The 17,715-nt window shown below is 33.4% G+C and carries 20 protein-coding genes; 18 read left to right on the top strand and 2 right to left on the bottom strand.

Annotation, left to right across the window (positions count from 1 at the left end; translation table 11 throughout):
- Window positions 1–371 precede the first annotated feature (371 nt).
- From AC3IPI_RS15815 to AC3IPI_RS15745, 15 genes are all read left to right on the top strand, one after another.
- Window positions 372–758 carry a hypothetical protein gene (locus tag AC3IPI_RS15815; protein WP_489153946.1) on the top strand — a complete coding sequence of 129 codons (387 nt, stop codon included), beginning with the start codon at window positions 372–374 and terminating at the stop codon, window positions 756–758.
- Window positions 759–909: 151 nt separating this feature from the next.
- Complete coding sequence (locus AC3IPI_RS15810; protein WP_489153945.1) at window positions 910–1,515, top strand: Crp/Fnr family transcriptional regulator; 606 nt, start codon at window positions 910–912, stop codon at window positions 1,513–1,515.
- A gap of 75 nt (window positions 1,516–1,590) precedes the next feature.
- Window positions 1,591–2,331 carry a GNAT family N-acetyltransferase gene (locus AC3IPI_RS15805; protein ID WP_489153944.1) on the top strand — a complete coding sequence of 247 codons (741 nt, stop codon included), beginning with the start codon at window positions 1,591–1,593 and terminating at the stop codon, window positions 2,329–2,331.
- A gap of 520 nt (window positions 2,332–2,851) precedes the next feature.
- On the top strand, window positions 2,852–3,229 hold the full coding sequence (locus tag AC3IPI_RS15800; RefSeq protein ID WP_489153942.1) for a DoxX family protein: 378 nt from the start codon (window positions 2,852–2,854) through the stop codon (window positions 3,227–3,229).
- A 254-nt stretch (window positions 3,230–3,483) separates the two neighbouring features.
- Window positions 3,484–3,693: a hypothetical protein gene (locus AC3IPI_RS15795; protein WP_039115779.1), complete on the top strand. Its 210-nt coding sequence runs from the start codon at window positions 3,484–3,486 to the stop codon at window positions 3,691–3,693.
- Between the two features lie 92 nt (window positions 3,694–3,785).
- The gene (locus AC3IPI_RS15790) at window positions 3,786–4,172 is read left to right on the top strand and encodes a VOC family protein (protein ID WP_039115780.1); all 387 of its coding nucleotides are present in this window, start codon (window positions 3,786–3,788) and stop codon (window positions 4,170–4,172) included.
- A gap of 28 nt (window positions 4,173–4,200) precedes the next feature.
- Window positions 4,201–4,710, top strand: a complete 510-nt coding sequence (locus AC3IPI_RS15785; RefSeq protein ID WP_489153939.1) for a DinB family protein — start codon at window positions 4,201–4,203, stop codon at window positions 4,708–4,710.
- A gap of 44 nt (window positions 4,711–4,754) precedes the next feature.
- Window positions 4,755–5,228: a DUF1440 domain-containing protein gene (locus tag AC3IPI_RS15780; RefSeq protein ID WP_489153937.1), complete on the top strand. Its 474-nt coding sequence runs from the start codon at window positions 4,755–4,757 to the stop codon at window positions 5,226–5,228.
- Window positions 5,229–5,312: 84 nt separating this feature from the next.
- On the top strand, window positions 5,313–6,008 hold the full coding sequence (locus AC3IPI_RS15775) for an alpha/beta hydrolase (RefSeq protein WP_039115785.1): 696 nt from the start codon (window positions 5,313–5,315) through the stop codon (window positions 6,006–6,008).
- Between the two features lie 183 nt (window positions 6,009–6,191).
- A complete protein-coding gene (locus tag AC3IPI_RS15770; protein ID WP_489153935.1) occupies window positions 6,192–6,647 on the top strand; it encodes an SRPBCC domain-containing protein in 456 nt (151 codons plus the stop codon).
- On the top strand, window positions 6,648–7,211 hold the full coding sequence (locus AC3IPI_RS15765; protein ID WP_489153933.1) for a YdeI/OmpD-associated family protein: 564 nt from the start codon (window positions 6,648–6,650) through the stop codon (window positions 7,209–7,211).
- Window positions 7,212–7,426: 215 nt separating this feature from the next.
- Window positions 7,427–8,218, top strand: coding sequence for a helix-turn-helix domain-containing protein (locus tag AC3IPI_RS15760; RefSeq protein ID WP_489153931.1), 792 nt, complete (start codon window positions 7,427–7,429; stop codon window positions 8,216–8,218).
- Between the two features lie 89 nt (window positions 8,219–8,307).
- The gene (locus tag AC3IPI_RS15755; RefSeq protein ID WP_489153929.1) at window positions 8,308–8,736 is read left to right on the top strand and encodes a DoxX family protein; all 429 of its coding nucleotides are present in this window, start codon (window positions 8,308–8,310) and stop codon (window positions 8,734–8,736) included.
- A 23-nt stretch (window positions 8,737–8,759) separates the two neighbouring features.
- Complete coding sequence (locus tag AC3IPI_RS15750) at window positions 8,760–9,104, top strand: cupin domain-containing protein (protein WP_489153927.1); 345 nt, start codon at window positions 8,760–8,762, stop codon at window positions 9,102–9,104.
- A gap of 135 nt (window positions 9,105–9,239) precedes the next feature.
- Entirely contained in the window at window positions 9,240–9,674 is a 435-nt protein-coding gene (locus AC3IPI_RS15745; RefSeq protein WP_489153925.1) for a DUF6526 family protein, read from the top strand.
- 186 nt (window positions 9,675–9,860) lie between these two features.
- On the opposite strand, the gene AC3IPI_RS15740 is transcribed toward AC3IPI_RS15745, so the two are convergent.
- Both AC3IPI_RS15740 and AC3IPI_RS15735 read right to left on the bottom strand, forming a co-directional pair.
- Window positions 9,861–10,571, bottom strand: a complete 711-nt coding sequence (locus tag AC3IPI_RS15740; RefSeq protein ID WP_039115798.1) for a LytR/AlgR family response regulator transcription factor — start codon at window positions 10,569–10,571, stop codon at window positions 9,861–9,863.
- Between the two features lies 1 nt (window position 10,572).
- Window positions 10,573–11,610, bottom strand: a complete 1,038-nt coding sequence (locus tag AC3IPI_RS15735; protein ID WP_039115800.1) for a sensor histidine kinase — start codon at window positions 11,608–11,610, stop codon at window positions 10,573–10,575.
- Window positions 11,611–11,774: 164 nt separating this feature from the next.
- Between AC3IPI_RS15735 and AC3IPI_RS15730 the strand changes: the two genes are divergently transcribed.
- From AC3IPI_RS15730 to AC3IPI_RS15720, 3 genes are read left to right on the top strand one after another with little or no spacing between them, the layout of a single operon-like run.
- Window positions 11,775–13,160, top strand: a complete 1,386-nt coding sequence (locus tag AC3IPI_RS15730) for a TolC family protein (RefSeq protein WP_489153922.1) — start codon at window positions 11,775–11,777, stop codon at window positions 13,158–13,160.
- Window positions 13,161–13,172: 12 nt separating this feature from the next.
- Complete coding sequence (locus AC3IPI_RS15725) at window positions 13,173–16,457, top strand: efflux RND transporter permease subunit (protein ID WP_489153920.1); 3,285 nt, start codon at window positions 13,173–13,175, stop codon at window positions 16,455–16,457.
- A complete protein-coding gene (locus AC3IPI_RS15720; RefSeq protein ID WP_489153918.1) occupies window positions 16,447–17,535 on the top strand; it encodes an efflux RND transporter periplasmic adaptor subunit in 1,089 nt (362 codons plus the stop codon). Before AC3IPI_RS15725 ends, AC3IPI_RS15720 begins: the two co-directional genes overlap by 11 nt.
- Window positions 17,536–17,715: the final 180 nt, after the last annotated feature.

Genomic DNA, 17,715 nt, shown 5'->3' with positions numbered 1-17,715 from the left:
AACGCTGCAAGACTTAGGTTTTACAGCGTTTTTTTATGAAGCCAATCCTGTTGCGCATTGTAAGTATCGGAATTCCCATAAAAAATGTCGTTCCCATCCTACGATGTATAAGAACAAAAAGTGAACACGAATTTCACGAATTGACACAAATTTTAATGGTTAACTTAGTTTGTGAAATTAATTCCACAAACTAATTCTTGTCAATTCGTGAAATTCGTGTTTAAAATTCATTTGTAATATTTGTGCCCATACGGTAGGTTCTCATCAGGGCTAAAAAGCAAAATATATAGAAAACAAAAACATATTAAATCACATATAAAATATACTTTTGTAGTTATCAATACGATCTGTTTTAATAAACCATAACCAATATGAAACTCATTTACAACTTGCTTTTTTGCTTAATTTTTATAAACTGTATTTCCCAAAATAAAAAGATTTCTAATTGCGGAACCGAAGATATAGCAATACAAACAATTTCGAAATTAAAAGAAGTTCAATTACAACAAAAATATATAGATTCCATTTCAAACCATACAAAAGGAGTCTCCTACATGACTGATGAAAAGATCATTAAAAACAAAGCTTATTTTGAAGTCGCTACTGGTTATAATGGTGAATTGCGTTGGGAAACCTATTATCTTTTTTATGTAAATAAGAAAAACTGCGATGATATCTATGTAAATGAAGTCGTTTCTGGTGATATTATTTCAATCGCACAATGGAGAAAACTGAAAGCAAAAAAAGCGAAATACTAATTTGCTGTTCAAAGTCTCCTTACTTCTCACAGCATGAAACCTTTGTCAAAGTTTTTTTAACTTTGACAAAGATCACGCAAGATTGAGATAACCTAAATATTCATAACACTTTCCCAGTAATTAAATACTTTTGATAGGATAATAGAAACTCATGACAATCAATAAAAATAAATACAGCAACGATTTAAAATTGAAATTCCTAAGCTATGCTCCTATTACAGATGCTTCTTGGAAATTAGTTGAAGATATTATTGAATTCCAACTCCTAAAAAAAGGAGAAATCCTTTTGAGAAATGGACAGATTGCCCGAGAAATCCATTTTATATGCAAAGGAGCATTAAGAGCCTATATTACTGATAAAGAAGGAAACATCTATAACAAGAATATATTCCTTGAAGGTTATTTTGCAGGTTCAAAAGTTTCGCTATTACAGCAAACGCCTTCCGATTTTACAATCGAAGCATTAGAAGATTGTATTCTTATCGCCATAAACTATAAGAAGTACAGAGAGTTAATTAATCAAAATGATGATTTAAAAAACTATTATATCGCTTATCTCGAAAAAAATTGGGTAATCGAAAAAGAACAAAGAGAGATCGCATTGGTTATGGAAAATGCAACCGAAAGATACCTTGACCTTCTTGCCAAACATCCTGATATTTCGCATCGAATTCCCCTACTCCATATCGCATCACATTTAGGAATCACGCCAACACAGTTAAGCCGAATAAGAAAAAGTTTAGATAAAAATTCCTAAATCAACATATGTAAAGGTTTGGACAAAATACTACTACTATCTTTGCCTCATATTCTGTTATAAATACAATCGAAAATGAAAACAAATACAACCCTAATCCAGGACAATATTAGTAATCTTACCAGTTTATGGAAAACGGTAGGATCGCCTTTTCAATCGAACCATAAAAATGAAACTTTCGAATATTGCAAAATAGAAAATTCAGGTTGGCCAAATAAGTTATGGTTCAATCAGGATATTAATCCGAATATTGCCGAAAAAGCAATTGAAACACTACAATCCAATGCTAATTTGGTAATTCCGTATTGGAATATTTACGGAACAAATTCTAATGAAATCTTGGAAGCTAAAGGTTTGATAAAGAAAACCGAACAAGTAGCAATGGCATTAAAACTAGACAAACCATTTGAACTACAAAACATACTAGAATTTAAACGTATTTGGAATAGTGAAGATGCTAAAATCTGGTCTGATTTATATCCAAATGCATTTGGTTATGTGATTAGCAAAGAGATACTAATTCATAATTATAACGAAGTACAATTTCATTTAGTCACTTACCAAAACCAGCCAATAGGCACTTTTATGTTATTCCAAACCGAAAATAACGTCGGAATCCATGGTGTGGGCGTTATCCCAGAAATGAGAAGAAAAGGTTTCGCCGAAGAAATCATGAAATATGCACTTAATCTCTCAATAAATTTAAAAGCCGAATATGCATTACTACAAGCATCCGTAATGGGAAAAGGCATCTACACTAAACTTGGCTTTGAAGACTTGTTTATTATAAAAAATTACATTTTAAAAAGTGAGTGATAAAGTTTGAGCCATTAAGTGATTAAGGAAATTAACCGTAAAGAACACAATCCCGACGCTTCGGGATACGCAAAGACCGCTAAGTTTTTGACAATCTAATTCTCATAATATTGTCTTTCTGAGGAACAGCAGCATCTCCACCAGAAACTCCATAATCTATGTCGAGCTACTAGCGGAGACCCTTCCTACGTCAGGGTGACAAAAATGAGAGTAAATGTCTGTGAAAAGATAAAAAAATCCTTCTAATCCTTTTAATCTGTGGCATTAAACTTAACTTTCCTTAATCTCTTAATGGTAGAAAAAATCCGTTTAATCCGCGTTCCATTCATCGTAATCCTCCTAATCAGTAACACAAAAAACTTAACTTTCCTTAATCTCTTAATGGTTAAATAACCTTAATAGTATAAAAAAAGCGATTGTCGCATACGCCCCTAAATTAGTCGTAAATGCGTATTTAATCAAAAAAAGAACAACTGTAAGTTTGTATAAGTAATTAATAACCACTTAAAAAACTAACAAAATGAAATCAACAAAAATTATTTTCTGGGTAACAACCATTATCATTTTCCTATTTGAAGGAGTTATGCCAGCCTTTACTTCACAAACTGAAGTAGCAAAAGAAGGAATCAGACATTTAGGTTATCCCGAATACTTCGGAAATGCATTGGTTGTATTTAAAATCGTTGGCGTATTATTATTAGTAATCCCTACAATCCCTAATCGTGTTAAAGAATGGGCTTATGCAGGTTTTGCATTCGACTTCATATTTGCTTCAATTAGTCATTGTGCTGTCGATGGAATTGGCTTTCTAACATTCTTCCCATTAATTTTTCTAGCGATATTAGTAATCTCATACACCAGCTATCACAAATTATTGAGCTATAAAGCATCCAATTAAATTCATAAATCTATTTGTCTATAGAGGAACGCGGATTAAACAGATTCGCTATCGCGAAAACACAGATTAAACGGATTTTCCATTTATTATTTTTAAAAATCCGTTTTTAATCTGCATTTTTACTTTTGTAAATCCGCATCATCCGCGTTCCTTTCGCAAAGAATTAGATAGAATTAAAACCAGACTAATATTTTAATAAATAGTTCAAAAATAAACTAACAATCAATACGTTATAGTTTAAAATCAGAAAACCCATGATAGAAGTTTTCAAAACAAATGTTCAAGAAGTAGAGCAATCCCAAATGATTGTTGCAAAACTTCTTGAGCATTTCCCTAATGGCAATATAAACTTTGACTTAGAAGATTGTGATAAAATTTTGCGTATTCATGATCTGAAGATTTCAAATAAAAAAATAATCGAACTACTTAATTCGTATGGGTATCATTGCGAGGTACTTCCGTGATAAAACAAACTCACAAATAACTGATTTTTAATACCTTAAAAACATTAAAAAGTGTAATTTTATTCTATTGTTAAACTTAAAATTATAGAAAGATGGAAATCCCAACAACACATCAAGCTGTAATGCCTTATTTAATGCTAAAGGGAGCTTTAAAATTTATAGACTTTACAAAAAATGTTTTTGATGCACAACTAATAACAAGTATGCATAAACTACATGAAGATGGAGAAACAATAAGACACTCAGAAATAACAATTGACGGAAGCACAATAATGTTTACCGATGCAACAGAGCAATGGAAACCTCAACCAGCGAACTTATTTGTTTATGTAGACAATGCCGATGAAACCTATAAAAAAGCTCTAGCTAATGGCGCCACAACACTTATGGAATTAAGTAATCAGGATTATGGCAGAACCTGTGGTGTAACCGACCCTTTTGGTAATGTATGGTGGATAACATCATCTGTAAATAGATAATAAACACAACCTTTAATTAATCAATAAAATGAAAACATTACTCCAAAAAAAAATCACTGAAACATTTGAGCAGCTCTACAAAATACTTTCTTCACTTTCAGAAACGGAGCTAAACACCGTTCCTTATGAAGGAAGCTGGACAGCAGGGCAAGTACTACAACACCTCATCCTGGCGAGTTCTGGTTATCCTGAAATGTGCAGTGGTCCAACAGAAAAAACAACTCGTGAACCCGACGAAAAAGTAAAAGATATAGCAGCTCTTTTTCTAAACTTCACCATAAAAATGCAAGCTCCAGAATTCATAATACCATTGGATAAAAAATACAATAAAAATTCGCTAACTTTATCTCTGCAAAAAATAGAAGAAGAATTATTGCATGTATCCGAAACTTATGATTTAACTTTAACATGTCTCAATTCAGAAATTCCAACATTTGGAAAATTCACAATTTATGAATGGATTAATTTTTCTCTTATTCATATACAAAGACATATAAAACAATTAAATAATATTTGTCAGGAAGTAACAAGACAGTAAGTTTACCAATTAATTTTAAGCACTAAACATAAACAATCATCTACATGAAATCAAAAGTTGGAACAGTTTTATTATCAGGTTTAGTTGCTGGCACATTGGATATTATAACCCCTATTCTTATTTATGCCGTTATTTTACAAAAAACTACTGCTCTTAAAATTTTACAATCTATAGCTAGTGGTGTTTTTAAACAAGATGCCTACTCGGGCGACACAAAAATGGCATTTTACGGACTCGCATTTCATTTTATAATTGCGACCATATTTGCTTTATTCTATTTTAAAATTTATCCACACATTTCGTTTTTAAAAAATAATACTATAATCTCAGGAGTACTATATGGAATTTTTGTTTGGATTATAATGAACCTAGTTGTTCTGCCAATTGTTTTTCCAATACTACCTGCCAAAAGTTTAGATTTTCCGCTACTATTATCAATCCTAATATTGATTTTTTGCATCGGGATTCCTATTGCATACATTACAAAAAAATACTACACATACACATCAAATAGGTGATTAAAATAAAGTCCCAATGAGATAAAACCTATGCATTAAAAAAATTGATTTAACTAAAAATTGATTTAACTAAAAATTATTATCATGGCAACAAAAGATTTAAACATTGTATTGGTTCATGGAGCATGGGGCGATGGCTCACATTGGCAACATATTATTCCTGCTTTGCATAAAGAAGGATACAAAGTGCGAAGCGTACAAAATCCTTTAACATCACTAGATGATGATATCCAAAAAACAAAGGATTTAATAGATGCACAGGATGGCAAAGTATTATTAGTAGGACATTCTTATGGAGGTTCTGTAATAAGCGGCGCAGGACATCATGACAAAGTAGTAGGTTTGGTTTATATTGCGGCATTTGCACCAGATAAAGGCGAAAGTTTGGGTGGTATATTCGGACGCAGAGAACAACCAGCGGGCGGAGCAAGTATATATCCTGATAGCAAAGGTTTTTTATGGATTAAATATGATGAATACCATAAAAGTTTCTGTCAGGATTTAAATGAAAAAGATACCCTGACTATGGCTTTGGCACAAAAACCTATTCATGGTAGTTGTTTTGGAGCAGAATCTGGAGAACCAGCCTGGAAAACTAAACCAAGTTGGTATCAGGTATCCAATAACGATCATATGATTCCTCCTGCAACTCAAATAGAAATGGCAAACAGAATGAATCCTAAAAAAATAATTCATTTAGACGCAAGTCATGCTTCATTGGCTTCACATCCAAAAGGAGTATTAGAACTAATTCTGGAAGCTGCAAAAGCTGTTGAATAAATAACAGTTCTTTATTTTACTTAAGTAAATAATTAACCTGTTAGAATAGAGTTTCTGTTAACACATAGTAACATAGCTTAAATAACATGACAAAGATGTCTTCTAGGATTCATCTTAAGTTATAAATTTATGTCACTATGTGTTGATTTTTTTATACACCCAACAAGTTAAAATAAAATAATCATGGCAAATCAATTAACAGTTAACAATAGTATCGAGATAAATGCTCCTGCCCATAAAGTATGGGACGCATTGACAAATCCTGAAAAAACAAAAGTTTATATGTTTGGTTGCGAAGCTTTGTCTGATTGGGAAGTAGGAAGTGAACTTCTTTGGCAAGCCAATTACGAAGGTCAGGACTTAGTTTTTGTAAAAGGGCATATTGTGAGCATCGAGCCTAATAAAAAACTTATTTATTCTACTTTTGACCCAAATTCTACTATTCCCGATATTCCAGAAAATTATCTAAATGTAACCTATGAATTGGCGGACAATAGCGGGAAAACAATCTTGAATGTTTCTCAAGGCGATTACTCAACTGTGGCAGATGGACAAAGAAGATATTGCAAGGCTTTAAATAATGGAGAAGGTTGGAATCCGATTTTGGTCGAAATAAAAAAACTAGTAGAAGCAAATTAAATGAGTCCGATATTTTTCGAAAACCAATCTGAATTTAGAAAATGGTTAACCCAAAATCACCTACTCGAAACTGAATTATTAGTTGGTTTTTATAAAGTAAACAGCAATAAACCTAGCATGACATGGTCACAATCTGTAGATGAAGCACTTTGCTTTGGCTGGATTGATGGCGTTCGCAGATCTGTTGATGCCGATAGTTATTCCATACGTTTTACACCCAGAAAAGCTACAAGTATTTGGAGTGCTATAAATATTAAAAAGGTCGAAGATTTAACCGAACAAGGATTAATGCAACCCGCAGGAATTGCTAGTTTTAAATTACGAAAAGAAGATAAATCCAGAATTTATACGCACGAAATCGAAGAAGTTCACTTTTCTGATGAATTTGAGGAAATTTTTAAAACCAATGAAAAAGCTTGGGATTTCTTTCAAACACTTGCACCTTCTTATAAAAAAGTTTCAAAAAATTGGGTCATGAGCGCAAAACAGGAAACTACAAGAATAAAACGCTTAAACGAACTTATTGCAGATAGCGCAGAATCCAGAAATAAATGGAAATATTAATTACTAAAACAAAAACACTTATCAAATTGTATAACTCAAAACCATTTAAGTCATTTAAGAAAATATAAGCTTTAACTACTTCTCTTAAATGAACTTACATAACTTACATGGTTTCTTTTATTAAAAGTTCATGGTTTTAATAAATTACTATTTAGCCATATAACACAAACCATTTATTCTTACTTTTGGTTAGAACAAAAATTACAAGAAGCTAAATGATTGATATAAAAACTTTTGACAAGACAATTGGTTTAGAAAAACCGAGACGAATTTTAAAATATGTTTTAATCTTTTGTACTTCGGGTTCAGTAACTATTTCTGTAGATGAAAATGAATTTGAGCTAACAGGAAATACTGTTCTTACCATTACTTCAGGTCAGATTCATTATTTTAAAAACATTCATAATGCCAAAGGAATTGTTCTTGAATTTACTTATGATTATTTCTGTAAAAATGATAATGACATCGAATTAATTTTTCATAATGGTTTGTTTTGCCATTTTGCAATGAACGAAGTTATTCCTGTAGATAATAGTGAAGCCGTATTACAAGAATTGCAATTAATCGAAAAAGAATTAGCCGAAACCCCTTATCAATATCTAATTTCTACACACAGCCGAATTGAGTTAATTTTGATTGAAATAAATCGTTCTAAAATAAATCGTGGTGACGAAATTTATAAACCCGATGCTTTATTTCTTGCCTTTCTGGAAACGATACTTAAAAACTTCGAGAAAAACTTATCAGTAAACGAAATTGCCACCTTACTTGGTACTACAGAATCTAAACTAAACGAACTCTCGAAACTTCATACTAACAAAACGGCACAGAATGTAATTTTTGGGCTAATCATATCCGAAGCAAAACGACTTTTTACCTACGAGAAATTATCGGTAAAAGAAGTTGCCTATATGTTAGGCTTCAACGATCCTTTTTACTTCTCTAATTTTTTCAAAAAACACACCAAAATTGCTCCTAAATCATATAAAGAAAAAGTCATGATCTAATAGTACATGCTTTTTCTAATATTCTCTATTCTTTAGCGAATAACCATATTGCACCTTTGTCCTGATAATAATTACTAATAAAAAAGTAAATGAAAAAACATCAGGACACAGCAACTTTGCTATTACGTATTGCGCTAGCAATTGGCTTTTTATCGGCAGTTTCCAGCCGTTTAGGTTTATGGGGAGAATACTCTTCGGGATGGCAAAACTTTATTGCCTATGCTGAGAAAGTAAATTCCTTTGCTCCCAAAAACAGTATTTCACTTATTGCAATACTAAGTACACTTTTAGAAACCCTGTTTGCATTAATGCTTTTGATTGGCTACAAAACCCGATTAGCAGCAACAGGAGCAGCAATCCTTACATTATTATTTGCTCTCGCAATGACTTATTCTTTTGGTATTAAAGATCCATTAGATTATTCGGTCTTGGTATTTTCTGCAGCCGCATTTCTTTTGGCTACAATGCCACAATACCGTTGGAGTATTGACGAAATACTTCTTAAAAACAAAAACTAACTCTAATTTAAACTATACGCAAAATGAAAAAGCAAATCACAAAAAGTAACGAAACCAATTGGAAACCGCTAGTAGAAGAAGGAATAAAAACAGACGGAGTTTATGTAAAAGTTCTACGTTTTGACGAAGCTACACAAAGACCTCCTACTTTTTTATTAAAATTTGATGCAGGTGCCTCCTACCCTAATCATAGTCATCCTGCTGGCGAAGAAATATATGTTTTGGAAGGGGATATACGCTTTGGCGCAGACCAATTAAATAGTGGCGATTATTTGTATATGCCACCAGGAAGTACACATTCGGCATTTTCTAAAAACGGATGCACCATGTTATTTGTCGTACCAGAAGAAGTTGTAATCTTAAAATAAACAGTATATATTTTTTAAAACTAACCTTCAATATACATATTTTGAAGGTTTTCTTTTTTATTTAAACTCTTAACGTATTGATAAATAACATTTGATAAGTTACAGTTTTGATTACCTTTAAAAAAACTAACTCAAATGGAAACACAATCCTACAACAATCACATTCGGTATTATAAACCTCATCATTTTGTTTATTATCCCGTATTATTAATATTACTTGTTTTTAGTATCTATTTTTCCTTTACAACCGATGACACAATTATCTGGATTTTTATAAGTCTGATATTAGTTGTTTTATTAGGATTAGGATTTATGCTCCGTCAGCATTATGCATTAACGTTACAAAACCGAATCGTAAAACTAGAACTTCGATATCGGTATTTGTCACTTACAGGAAAAAGATTGGAACTTATCGAAGACCAATTAACCGATGAACAAATATTTGCATTACGATTTAGTCCAGATAATGAACTCAATCTACTAATCGAAAAAGCGCTGGATGAAAATCTCTCTGGAAATTCTATCAAAAAATCTATTACCAATTGGAAAGGCGATTACGAGAGAGTGTAAATTTTCTCGCAAAGACGCCAAGTCGCCAACTTAAAACTATTTAAACCATGTAAGTGATGAAAGTAAATATAAGTGTGATTAGTCAACTTAAAACTTAACTGAACTTACATCACTTACATGGTTAACTTTTTGTAACAATTTTAAATTTGTGTAAGCGTCTAATTAAACTTTTATAAGCATTGGTATTTAAAGAATATTTTTATTCTTCAATCTATCTAGTAATTCTCTTTTATAAGTAATTCCTATAGGCAATCGTTCCTTTTTAATTACAACAAAATCTTTATCTGTAGCTTCTATTTTATCCAGAGCAACTATATAAGATTTATGAATGCGCATAAAACCCAATTCAGGAAGGCCTTTTTCGAATTCGCTGGTTGTAATAGATGCCAGATAAGTTCTTTTTGTAGTGTGTAATTTTACGTAATTACCAAAACTTTGTGCAAATAATAAACTCTCTAATTCGAGTTCGATAAAATGCCCATCTACTTTTACAGAAACTGTATTAGCAATAATTTCAGCAGGTTTATTCTGAACATTTTCGATAGAAAAGAAACGGTCAATTGCTTTTAAAAATCTGGGGAAATATATAGGTTTTAGCAAATAATCGATAACTCCATAATCATAACTTTCCAAAGCAAATTCTGAGTAAGCAGTTGTCAGGATTGTTTTTGGTGGCGTTGGGATAATCTTTAATAATTCTATACCGGTTATTTCAGGCATATTAATGTCAAGAAACATTAAATCGACTTTATTCTCCCTAAGATAATTCATGGCTTCAATGCCATTATAACATTGAAACACTAAATCTAATTGTGGATTTTGCTTAATATAATTCACCAAAACATAATGCGCAGCAGGCTCATCATCGACAATAATACATTTTTTTGGCTCTTTCATTTTATACAAACTTCTTGAGTTGCAATTTTAAATCTACGATATACGTATTATTATCATCCTGAATATCTAATTTATATTCTTTACCATAAATTAAATTCAAACGTTCGATAGTGTTCTTCAACCCTATTTTAGTCGAAATAACATTTGTTTTTTTAGTTGGAATCGAGTTTATCACATGAAGATGCAACAACCCATTTTCGACCGTGATAAAAATACGAACAAAACAGTTCTCTATTGCACAAGCTCCGTGTTTAAAAGCATTTTCGATAAAAGCAATCAATAACATTGGCGAAACTTTATAAGCATTCTCATTATCAATCTTGCAGTCATAAGTAATATCACAGCGATACCCTACTCGTTCTTTTTCTAATTGTATGTAACTATTAATAAACGAAAGTTCCTCCTCCAGCGATACACATTGTTTGTTATTACTCTCAAGCTGATAACGCATTAATTGCGACACTTTCATGATTAAATCGGGTGTACGATCAGGAAATTCAAGACTAATTCCGTAAAGCGTATTAAACGTATTGAATAAAAAATGAGGATTTAATTGTCCTTTAAGAGCATTTAGCTGCATCTGATTAAACAACAATGTTTCATCGGTTTGCTTTTTATGAATCCTGTAAAATTTAAAAACAATTATCGGACTCAGAATACATACCAATGTTCCTAATACACTTGCCAGCTGATAGGCGTAACTTCGTTGATGTGAGTTTTGGTACAAACGACATTTATTGAACATATCCAATGTCGTTATTTCATATAAAACTATCGAAAACAGCAATACTCCAAGGAGTGTGAGGAATATGTATGTTAATGGTCTTTGATCCTTAAATAAAATAGGAAGAATAAAAAAACGGTTAAACTGGGCATGCATGTATAAAACCAAGTAAAAAAAAACGCCCATAGAAATAGATGCCAAAGAACTAAATAACATCCAATCATTTTTTAACGTGTAGATTGTAAACGAAAAGGCTATAACAGCAATTTCTTGCCACCATTTGTTATCCAATATCTTGTTAAACTTCTTATTCATTTTTAATACTTAAATAGTTTACAAATTAACCACATTTTTTTAGTTTTTAAGATCAATAAATGACCAATTCAATTCGTCATTTATTATCGCATTACATCATTTAAGAACTGTTATTTCGGCACAAGTAAAATATTTTTGTTTCATAATTTCTTATTTAGAGTTTTATGTATTTCAAAAAAATTGCCTTATTATTTTTATTGTTTTCCGTTTCGGCAAGCTTTGCCCAAACACTATCATTAAAAGATGCTATTAAAACAGGTCTTGAAAATTATGGTAGTGTCAAAGCAAAAAGCAATTATGCTAATGCCTCCAAAGAAACGCTAAAGCAAGCAAATCGGGATTATTTACCCAATTTAAACCTATCTGCACAACAAGATTATGGAACCATAAATGGGCAGAATGGTGCCTTATATGGTTTTAATGGTTTAGGAACTGCCTCTTCTGGTCCTGCATTGCCAGAGCAAAACTGGAACGCTTCGTTTGGAGCATTATATCTGGTTAACATGAATTGGGATTTTTTTACTTTCGGAAAAATCAAACAAAAAATTAATCTTGCCAAAGTCGAAGTTCAAAGTCGTGAGAATGATTTGCAACAAGAAAAATTTCAGCAAGAAATTAAAATCTCTGCGGCATATCTTAATTTACTGGCAAGCCAACGTTTATTAATTTCTCAGCAAAAGAACTTAACACGTGCCATAGTTTTTAAGAACACTGCCGTGGCAAGAGTGAAAAACGGATTACTTGCCGGAGTAGATTCTACATTGGCTACAGCCGAAGTTTCTCGTACTAAAATCGCATTAAATCAGGCTAAGGATTTTGTAAAAGAACAAAACAGCAAACTCGTTATTTTAATGGGTGTTCCTACTCAGGATTTTATTCCAGATACTTTGTTTGTGAGTCAGATTCCGAAAGAAATGATACAACCTACAGAATCTAATGATAGTTTGCATCCAGTACTTCAATACTACAAAAGCAAAATTGATTACAGCAATCAACAAGTTAAATTATACAAGAGAAGTTATTACCCAACGATGAGTATGTTTGGCGTTTTGCAAACCAGAGCATCAGGATTTAACTCCGATTATGTTACAGATCAAACTTCTTTTAACCGAAATTATATTGATGGTATTAGTCCCGACAGAACCAATTATCTGGTAGGAGTTGGAATTACCTGGAATCTTACTACGCCTTTTAGAACAAGCAAACAAGTAAGTGCTCAAAAATTTATTTCGCAAGGATTACAAGATGAATACAACCAGATTGATACCGAGCTTAAAGCACAATTAAATCTTGCCGACGCAAAAATTAAAATCACGATGGATAATTATGTCGAAGCCCCTATTCAGGTTAAGGCAGCAGCTCAGGCGTACTTACAGAAATCCACTTTATACAAAAACGGATTAACGACATTAACCGATATTACCCAAACACTATATACGCTAAATCGTGCCGAAATAGACCGTGATATTGTCAATAATAATGTTTGGCAATCTTTCTTACTCAAGGCTGCTGCCACAGGTAATTTTGACTTATTTATAAATGAATTTTAATTATAGATCCTAATGAATTTAATACGTTTTGCACTTCGCAAACCCATTTCCATACTGGTTATGGTTGCAGGTTTATTCTTCTTCGGAATTGGTGCTATTAAGGATATCAAGGTAGATATTCTTCCGAAAATGAATTTACCGGTTATTTATATCGCACATCCTTTTGGTGGTTATACACCTGACCAGATGGAAGCTTATTTTGCCAAAAATTATGTCAATATTCTACCTTTTGCCAATGGAGTAAAATCGGTAGAAACTAAGAATATTCAAGGGTTAATGATTATGAAATTAACCTATTACGAAAACACAAATATGGCACAGGCTGCTGCCGAATTGAGTTCATTATCTAATAGAATTCAAGCGGCATTTCCTCCGGGAACGCAACCACCATTTATCATCCGTTTTGATGCTTCGTCTTTGCCTATTGGGCAATTGGTATTAAGCAGTAAAATACGATCAAACAATGAGCTGCAGGATTTAGCCAATGTCTATGTTCGTGCCTCCTTTACCTCTATTCCCGGTTTATTATCTCCGGCACCCTTTGGCGGAAGCCCAAGAACAATCGAGGTAAATGTAGATCCCGATTTGTTGCGTTCGCATAATATGACACCCGACCAGATTGTTGAAGCTATACGTGTAAACAACCAAACAGCTCCTTCAGGAAACGTTCGTATGGGCGATAAAAATTATATTACGCCAACCAATAACACGATTAAAGAAGTTAAAGATTTTGAGAACATTCCGTTGTTTAAGGGAAGCGTTCAGAACTTAAAATTAGGCGATGTTGCAACTGTAAAAGATGGTGCCGATATTACGGCTGGTTATGCCTTGGTAAACGGAAAACGTTCGGTTTATATAAGTATTGCCAAAGCGGGAGATGCTTCGACTTGGGATGTGGTTCAGAAATTAAAATCAGAATTACCTAAAATACAAAGTACATTACCCGAAGATGTAAAATTATCTTATGAGTTTGACCAATCCGTTTATGTAATCAATTCGGTTAAAAGTTTAATTACCGAAGGAATCATCGGAGCTGTATTAACCGGATTAATGGTTTTACTTTTCCTTGGTGACAAACGTGCTGCTTTAATCGTAATCTTGACAATTCCTATTTCGATTATCTCGGGAGTTTTATTCCTGAAGTTATTCGGACAAACCATCAACTTAATGTCTTTAAGCGGATTGGCTCTTGCCATAGGAATTCTGGTAGATGAGAGTACCGTTACGATCGAAAATATTCACCAGCATCTCGATATGGGAAAACCCAAGGCACTCGCCATTTGGGATGCCTGTCAGGAAATTGCATTGCCTAAACTATTGATTCTTCTTTGTATTCTTGCTGTATTTGCACCCGCATTTACCATGGTCGGAATTCCGGGAGCCTTATTTTTACCACTTGCATTAGCAATTGGATTCTCGATGGTTATTTCGTTTTTGCTATCACAAACTTTTGTGCCAGTTATGGCAAACTGGTTAATGAAAGCCCATCCTATTCATGCACACGCGCCTGGTATTACCGATGATGAAGCTGAATTTAATGATTGCGGATTAACGCCTGAGTCAGAGAAAGATTTGATTACTCAGAAAAAACAAATGGTCGAAAGAGACGATTTTAATAATGATGGAAAAATAAGTCATTTTGAGAAATTCAGAATCCGATTTATGAAAACATTAAACCGTTTGTTTCCTCATAAAAAAGGAGTAACACTCGCCTATCTTTTCGGAATTACCTTCTTGGCAATTGTACTAATTACCTTTATCGGAAAAGATGTTTTCCCAAAAGTAAACTCAAGTCAGTTCCAACTAAGAATGCGTGCTCCCGACGGAACTCGTTTAGAACGTACCGAAGAAAAAGCAATTTTAGTACTGAAAGAATTAAACAAAATGGTTGGTAAGGAACATATCGGAATTTCATCTGTATATGTTGGGCAACACCCATCGTTGTTTTCTATAAACCCAATTTATTTATTCATGGCAGGTTCACATGAAGCGGTTTTTCAGGTAAGTTTAAAAGACTATCATGCCGACATGGATGAATTTAAAGATGAATTTAGAAACAGACTTAAAAAGATTCTTCCAGATGTAAAAGTCTCTTTTGAACCTATCGAACTTACTGATAAAGTATTGAGCCAAGGTTCTCCAACTCCTATTGAAGTACGAATTGCCGGAAAAGACAAAAAACGAAATGAGCTTTATGCTAACCAAATAGTCGAGAAACTAAAGAAAATATCCTATTTCCGAGATGTGCAAATTGGGCAACCAATACATTATCCAGCAATGAATATAGATATTGACAGAACTCGTGCTGCCGAATTAGGCGTTGATATGAATGATATCTCACGTTCTCTGGTTGCTTCGACCTCATCGTCAAGATATACGGAGAAAAATACATGGGTCGACGAAAAAGCTGGATTATCCTATAGCGTTCAGGTACAAGTGCCGCTAAACAACATGAAAAGCAAAACCGATATTGGCGAAATTCCAGTATTAAAAAATTCGCTTCGTCCTGTTTTAAGCGATGTTGCCAAAATTACACCGGGATTTGTGAGTGGAGAAAATGACAACTTAGGTGCTATGCCTTACATTACAGTTACAGCCAACATTAGCCAAACCGATTTGGGTACGGCAGTAAAAGATGTAGATGCAACTATAAATTCATTAGGAGAGTTACCACGCGGATTATTCATTAGCCCAATTGGTATGAGTAAGGTATTGGTAGAAACACTAAGCAGTTTACAAGTAGGTTTATTGGTTGCAATTTTCGTGATATTTTTAATGTTGGCGGCAAATTTCCAATCGTTCAAAGTGTCATTAGTAATCCTAACAACAGTTCCTGCAGTAGTTTTAGGAGCTTTATTAATGCTTACAATTACAGGATCTACATTAAACTTACAATCGTATATGGGAATCATTATGTCGGTTGGGGTTTCTATCGCCAATGCCGTTTTATTGGTTACAAATGCCGAGCAATTACGTAAACACAATGGCAATGCATTAGAGTCGGCTCGTGAGGCTGCAGCATTGCGTCTTCGTCCTATTATCATGACCTCTGTGGCGATGATTGCAGGAATGTTACCTATGGCAATAGGTCATGGCGAAGGTGGCGATCAGGTATCACCATTAGGGCGTGCGGTTATCGGCGGATTATTCTTTTCGACCTTTACAGTACTGCTTATTTTGCCATTAATTTTTGCGTGGGCACAAGAAAAAGCAACCACACAATCTGTTTCTTTAGATCCAGAAGACGAAGAAAGTATTCATTATATATCCTCATTAAATCCAAAAAATGCAAAATAAAATATTACAATCGACCATGCTATTTTTAGTAGCAATAAGTTTATTAAGCAGCTGTAATTCGGGCAAGAAAGAAGAAGCTGTTGCCGAAATCGAACCCAAAACAGAAACGTTTCTTTTGCAAAAAGAGAAGTTAACAACCGAGCTAAGAATGCCAGCAGAATTATCTGGTTTCCAACAAGTAGATTTATATGCAAAAGTGAGCAGCTTTGTAAAATTACTTAAAGTAGATATTGGCTCGAAAGTAACCAAAGGACAACTTTTGATAGTTTTAGAAGCACCCGAAATTAGTTCGCAACTTGCAGCTGCCGAATCGAGATTAAAATCGATGGAAGCGATTTACAATACAAGCAAAAGCACCTATAACCGTCTTTATGAAACTAGTAAAGTCGAAGGAACAATCTCTAAAAATGACTTAGAAATGGCAAACGGAAAAAAGAATTCTGATTATGCACAATACCAAGCAGCGGTGGCTTCGCATAAAGAAGTGGCAATTATGAGAGGTTATCTGGAAATTCGTGCGCCTTTTAACGGAATTGTAACCGCAAGAAATGTCAATTTAGGTGCTTATGTTGGTCCATCTGGCAAAGGATCGGATTTGCCGTTATTAACAATCCAGGAACAAACAAAATTGCGTCTTGCCGTTTCTATCCCAGAACTTTATACAGGATATTTAAAACAAGGTGACGAAATGAGTTTTAATGTAAAATCATCGCCAGATACTTTTAAAGCGAAAATACAACGTATGTCGGGAGCGTTAGATTTAAAACTACGCTCAGAACGCGTAGAAATGGACGTGAACAATACAAGCGGAGATTTATTACCAGGAATGGTTGCCGAAGTTTTGCTTCCGCTAAATGCAAAAGACAGCACGTTTGTAGCACCTAAAACTGCCGTTGTAAGTTCTGCCGAAGGTGTTTATGTTATAAAAATAGTAAACCATAAAGCAGCAAGAATCAACGTGAAAAAAGGAAGAGAAATCGATGATAAAATCGAAATCTTTGGTGACTTAAATGCCAATGATAAACTGATAAAACTTGCCAGCGAAGAAATTAAAGAAGGCGATGTTATAAACGAATAACCAACGTTTAGCTTTCTTTTTTATTAGATTATCCAAAGAACTGTACGCAATTATTAATTCCCGCATTTAAGAATCTGAAAGGATTTAAAAATGCACATTAAAAATTGCCCTAAAGGACGATGCTTTTAAAGTATCGTCCTTTTTTTATGCTCGAAAGTTTCTCAGAAATTCACGAAATAG

The organism is Flavobacterium sp. GL_143 (genome assembly GCF_057834355.1).
Note: the sequence above shows the minus strand (reverse complement) of the source record. Positions and strands in the feature narration are given on the sequence as shown.

Coding starts and splice junctions, on each gene's coding strand:
- AC3IPI_RS15815 (WP_489153946.1), top strand. CDS start 372: ATGAAACTCATTTACAACTTGCTTTTTTGCTTAATTTTTATAAACTGT.
- AC3IPI_RS15810 (WP_489153945.1), top strand. CDS start 910: ATGACAATCAATAAAAATAAATACAGCAACGATTTAAAATTGAAATTC.
- AC3IPI_RS15805 (WP_489153944.1), top strand. CDS start 1,591: ATGAAAACAAATACAACCCTAATCCAGGACAATATTAGTAATCTTACC.
- AC3IPI_RS15800 (WP_489153942.1), top strand. CDS start 2,852: ATGAAATCAACAAAAATTATTTTCTGGGTAACAACCATTATCATTTTC.
- AC3IPI_RS15795 (WP_039115779.1), top strand. CDS start 3,484: ATGATAGAAGTTTTCAAAACAAATGTTCAAGAAGTAGAGCAATCCCAA.
- AC3IPI_RS15790 (WP_039115780.1), top strand. CDS start 3,786: ATGGAAATCCCAACAACACATCAAGCTGTAATGCCTTATTTAATGCTA.
- AC3IPI_RS15785 (WP_489153939.1), top strand. CDS start 4,201: ATGAAAACATTACTCCAAAAAAAAATCACTGAAACATTTGAGCAGCTC.
- AC3IPI_RS15780 (WP_489153937.1), top strand. CDS start 4,755: ATGAAATCAAAAGTTGGAACAGTTTTATTATCAGGTTTAGTTGCTGGC.
- AC3IPI_RS15775 (WP_039115785.1), top strand. CDS start 5,313: ATGGCAACAAAAGATTTAAACATTGTATTGGTTCATGGAGCATGGGGC.
- AC3IPI_RS15770 (WP_489153935.1), top strand. CDS start 6,192: ATGGCAAATCAATTAACAGTTAACAATAGTATCGAGATAAATGCTCCT.
- AC3IPI_RS15765 (WP_489153933.1), top strand. CDS start 6,648: ATGAGTCCGATATTTTTCGAAAACCAATCTGAATTTAGAAAATGGTTA.
- AC3IPI_RS15760 (WP_489153931.1), top strand. CDS start 7,427: ATGATTGATATAAAAACTTTTGACAAGACAATTGGTTTAGAAAAACCG.
- AC3IPI_RS15755 (WP_489153929.1), top strand. CDS start 8,308: ATGAAAAAACATCAGGACACAGCAACTTTGCTATTACGTATTGCGCTA.
- AC3IPI_RS15750 (WP_489153927.1), top strand. CDS start 8,760: ATGAAAAAGCAAATCACAAAAAGTAACGAAACCAATTGGAAACCGCTA.
- AC3IPI_RS15745 (WP_489153925.1), top strand. CDS start 9,240: ATGGAAACACAATCCTACAACAATCACATTCGGTATTATAAACCTCAT.
- AC3IPI_RS15740 (WP_039115798.1), bottom strand. CDS start 10,571: ATGAAAGAGCCAAAAAAATGTATTATTGTCGATGATGAGCCTGCTGCG.
- AC3IPI_RS15735 (WP_039115800.1), bottom strand. CDS start 11,610: ATGAATAAGAAGTTTAACAAGATATTGGATAACAAATGGTGGCAAGAA.
- AC3IPI_RS15730 (WP_489153922.1), top strand. CDS start 11,775: ATGTATTTCAAAAAAATTGCCTTATTATTTTTATTGTTTTCCGTTTCG.
- AC3IPI_RS15725 (WP_489153920.1), top strand. CDS start 13,173: ATGAATTTAATACGTTTTGCACTTCGCAAACCCATTTCCATACTGGTT.
- AC3IPI_RS15720 (WP_489153918.1), top strand. CDS start 16,447: ATGCAAAATAAAATATTACAATCGACCATGCTATTTTTAGTAGCAATA.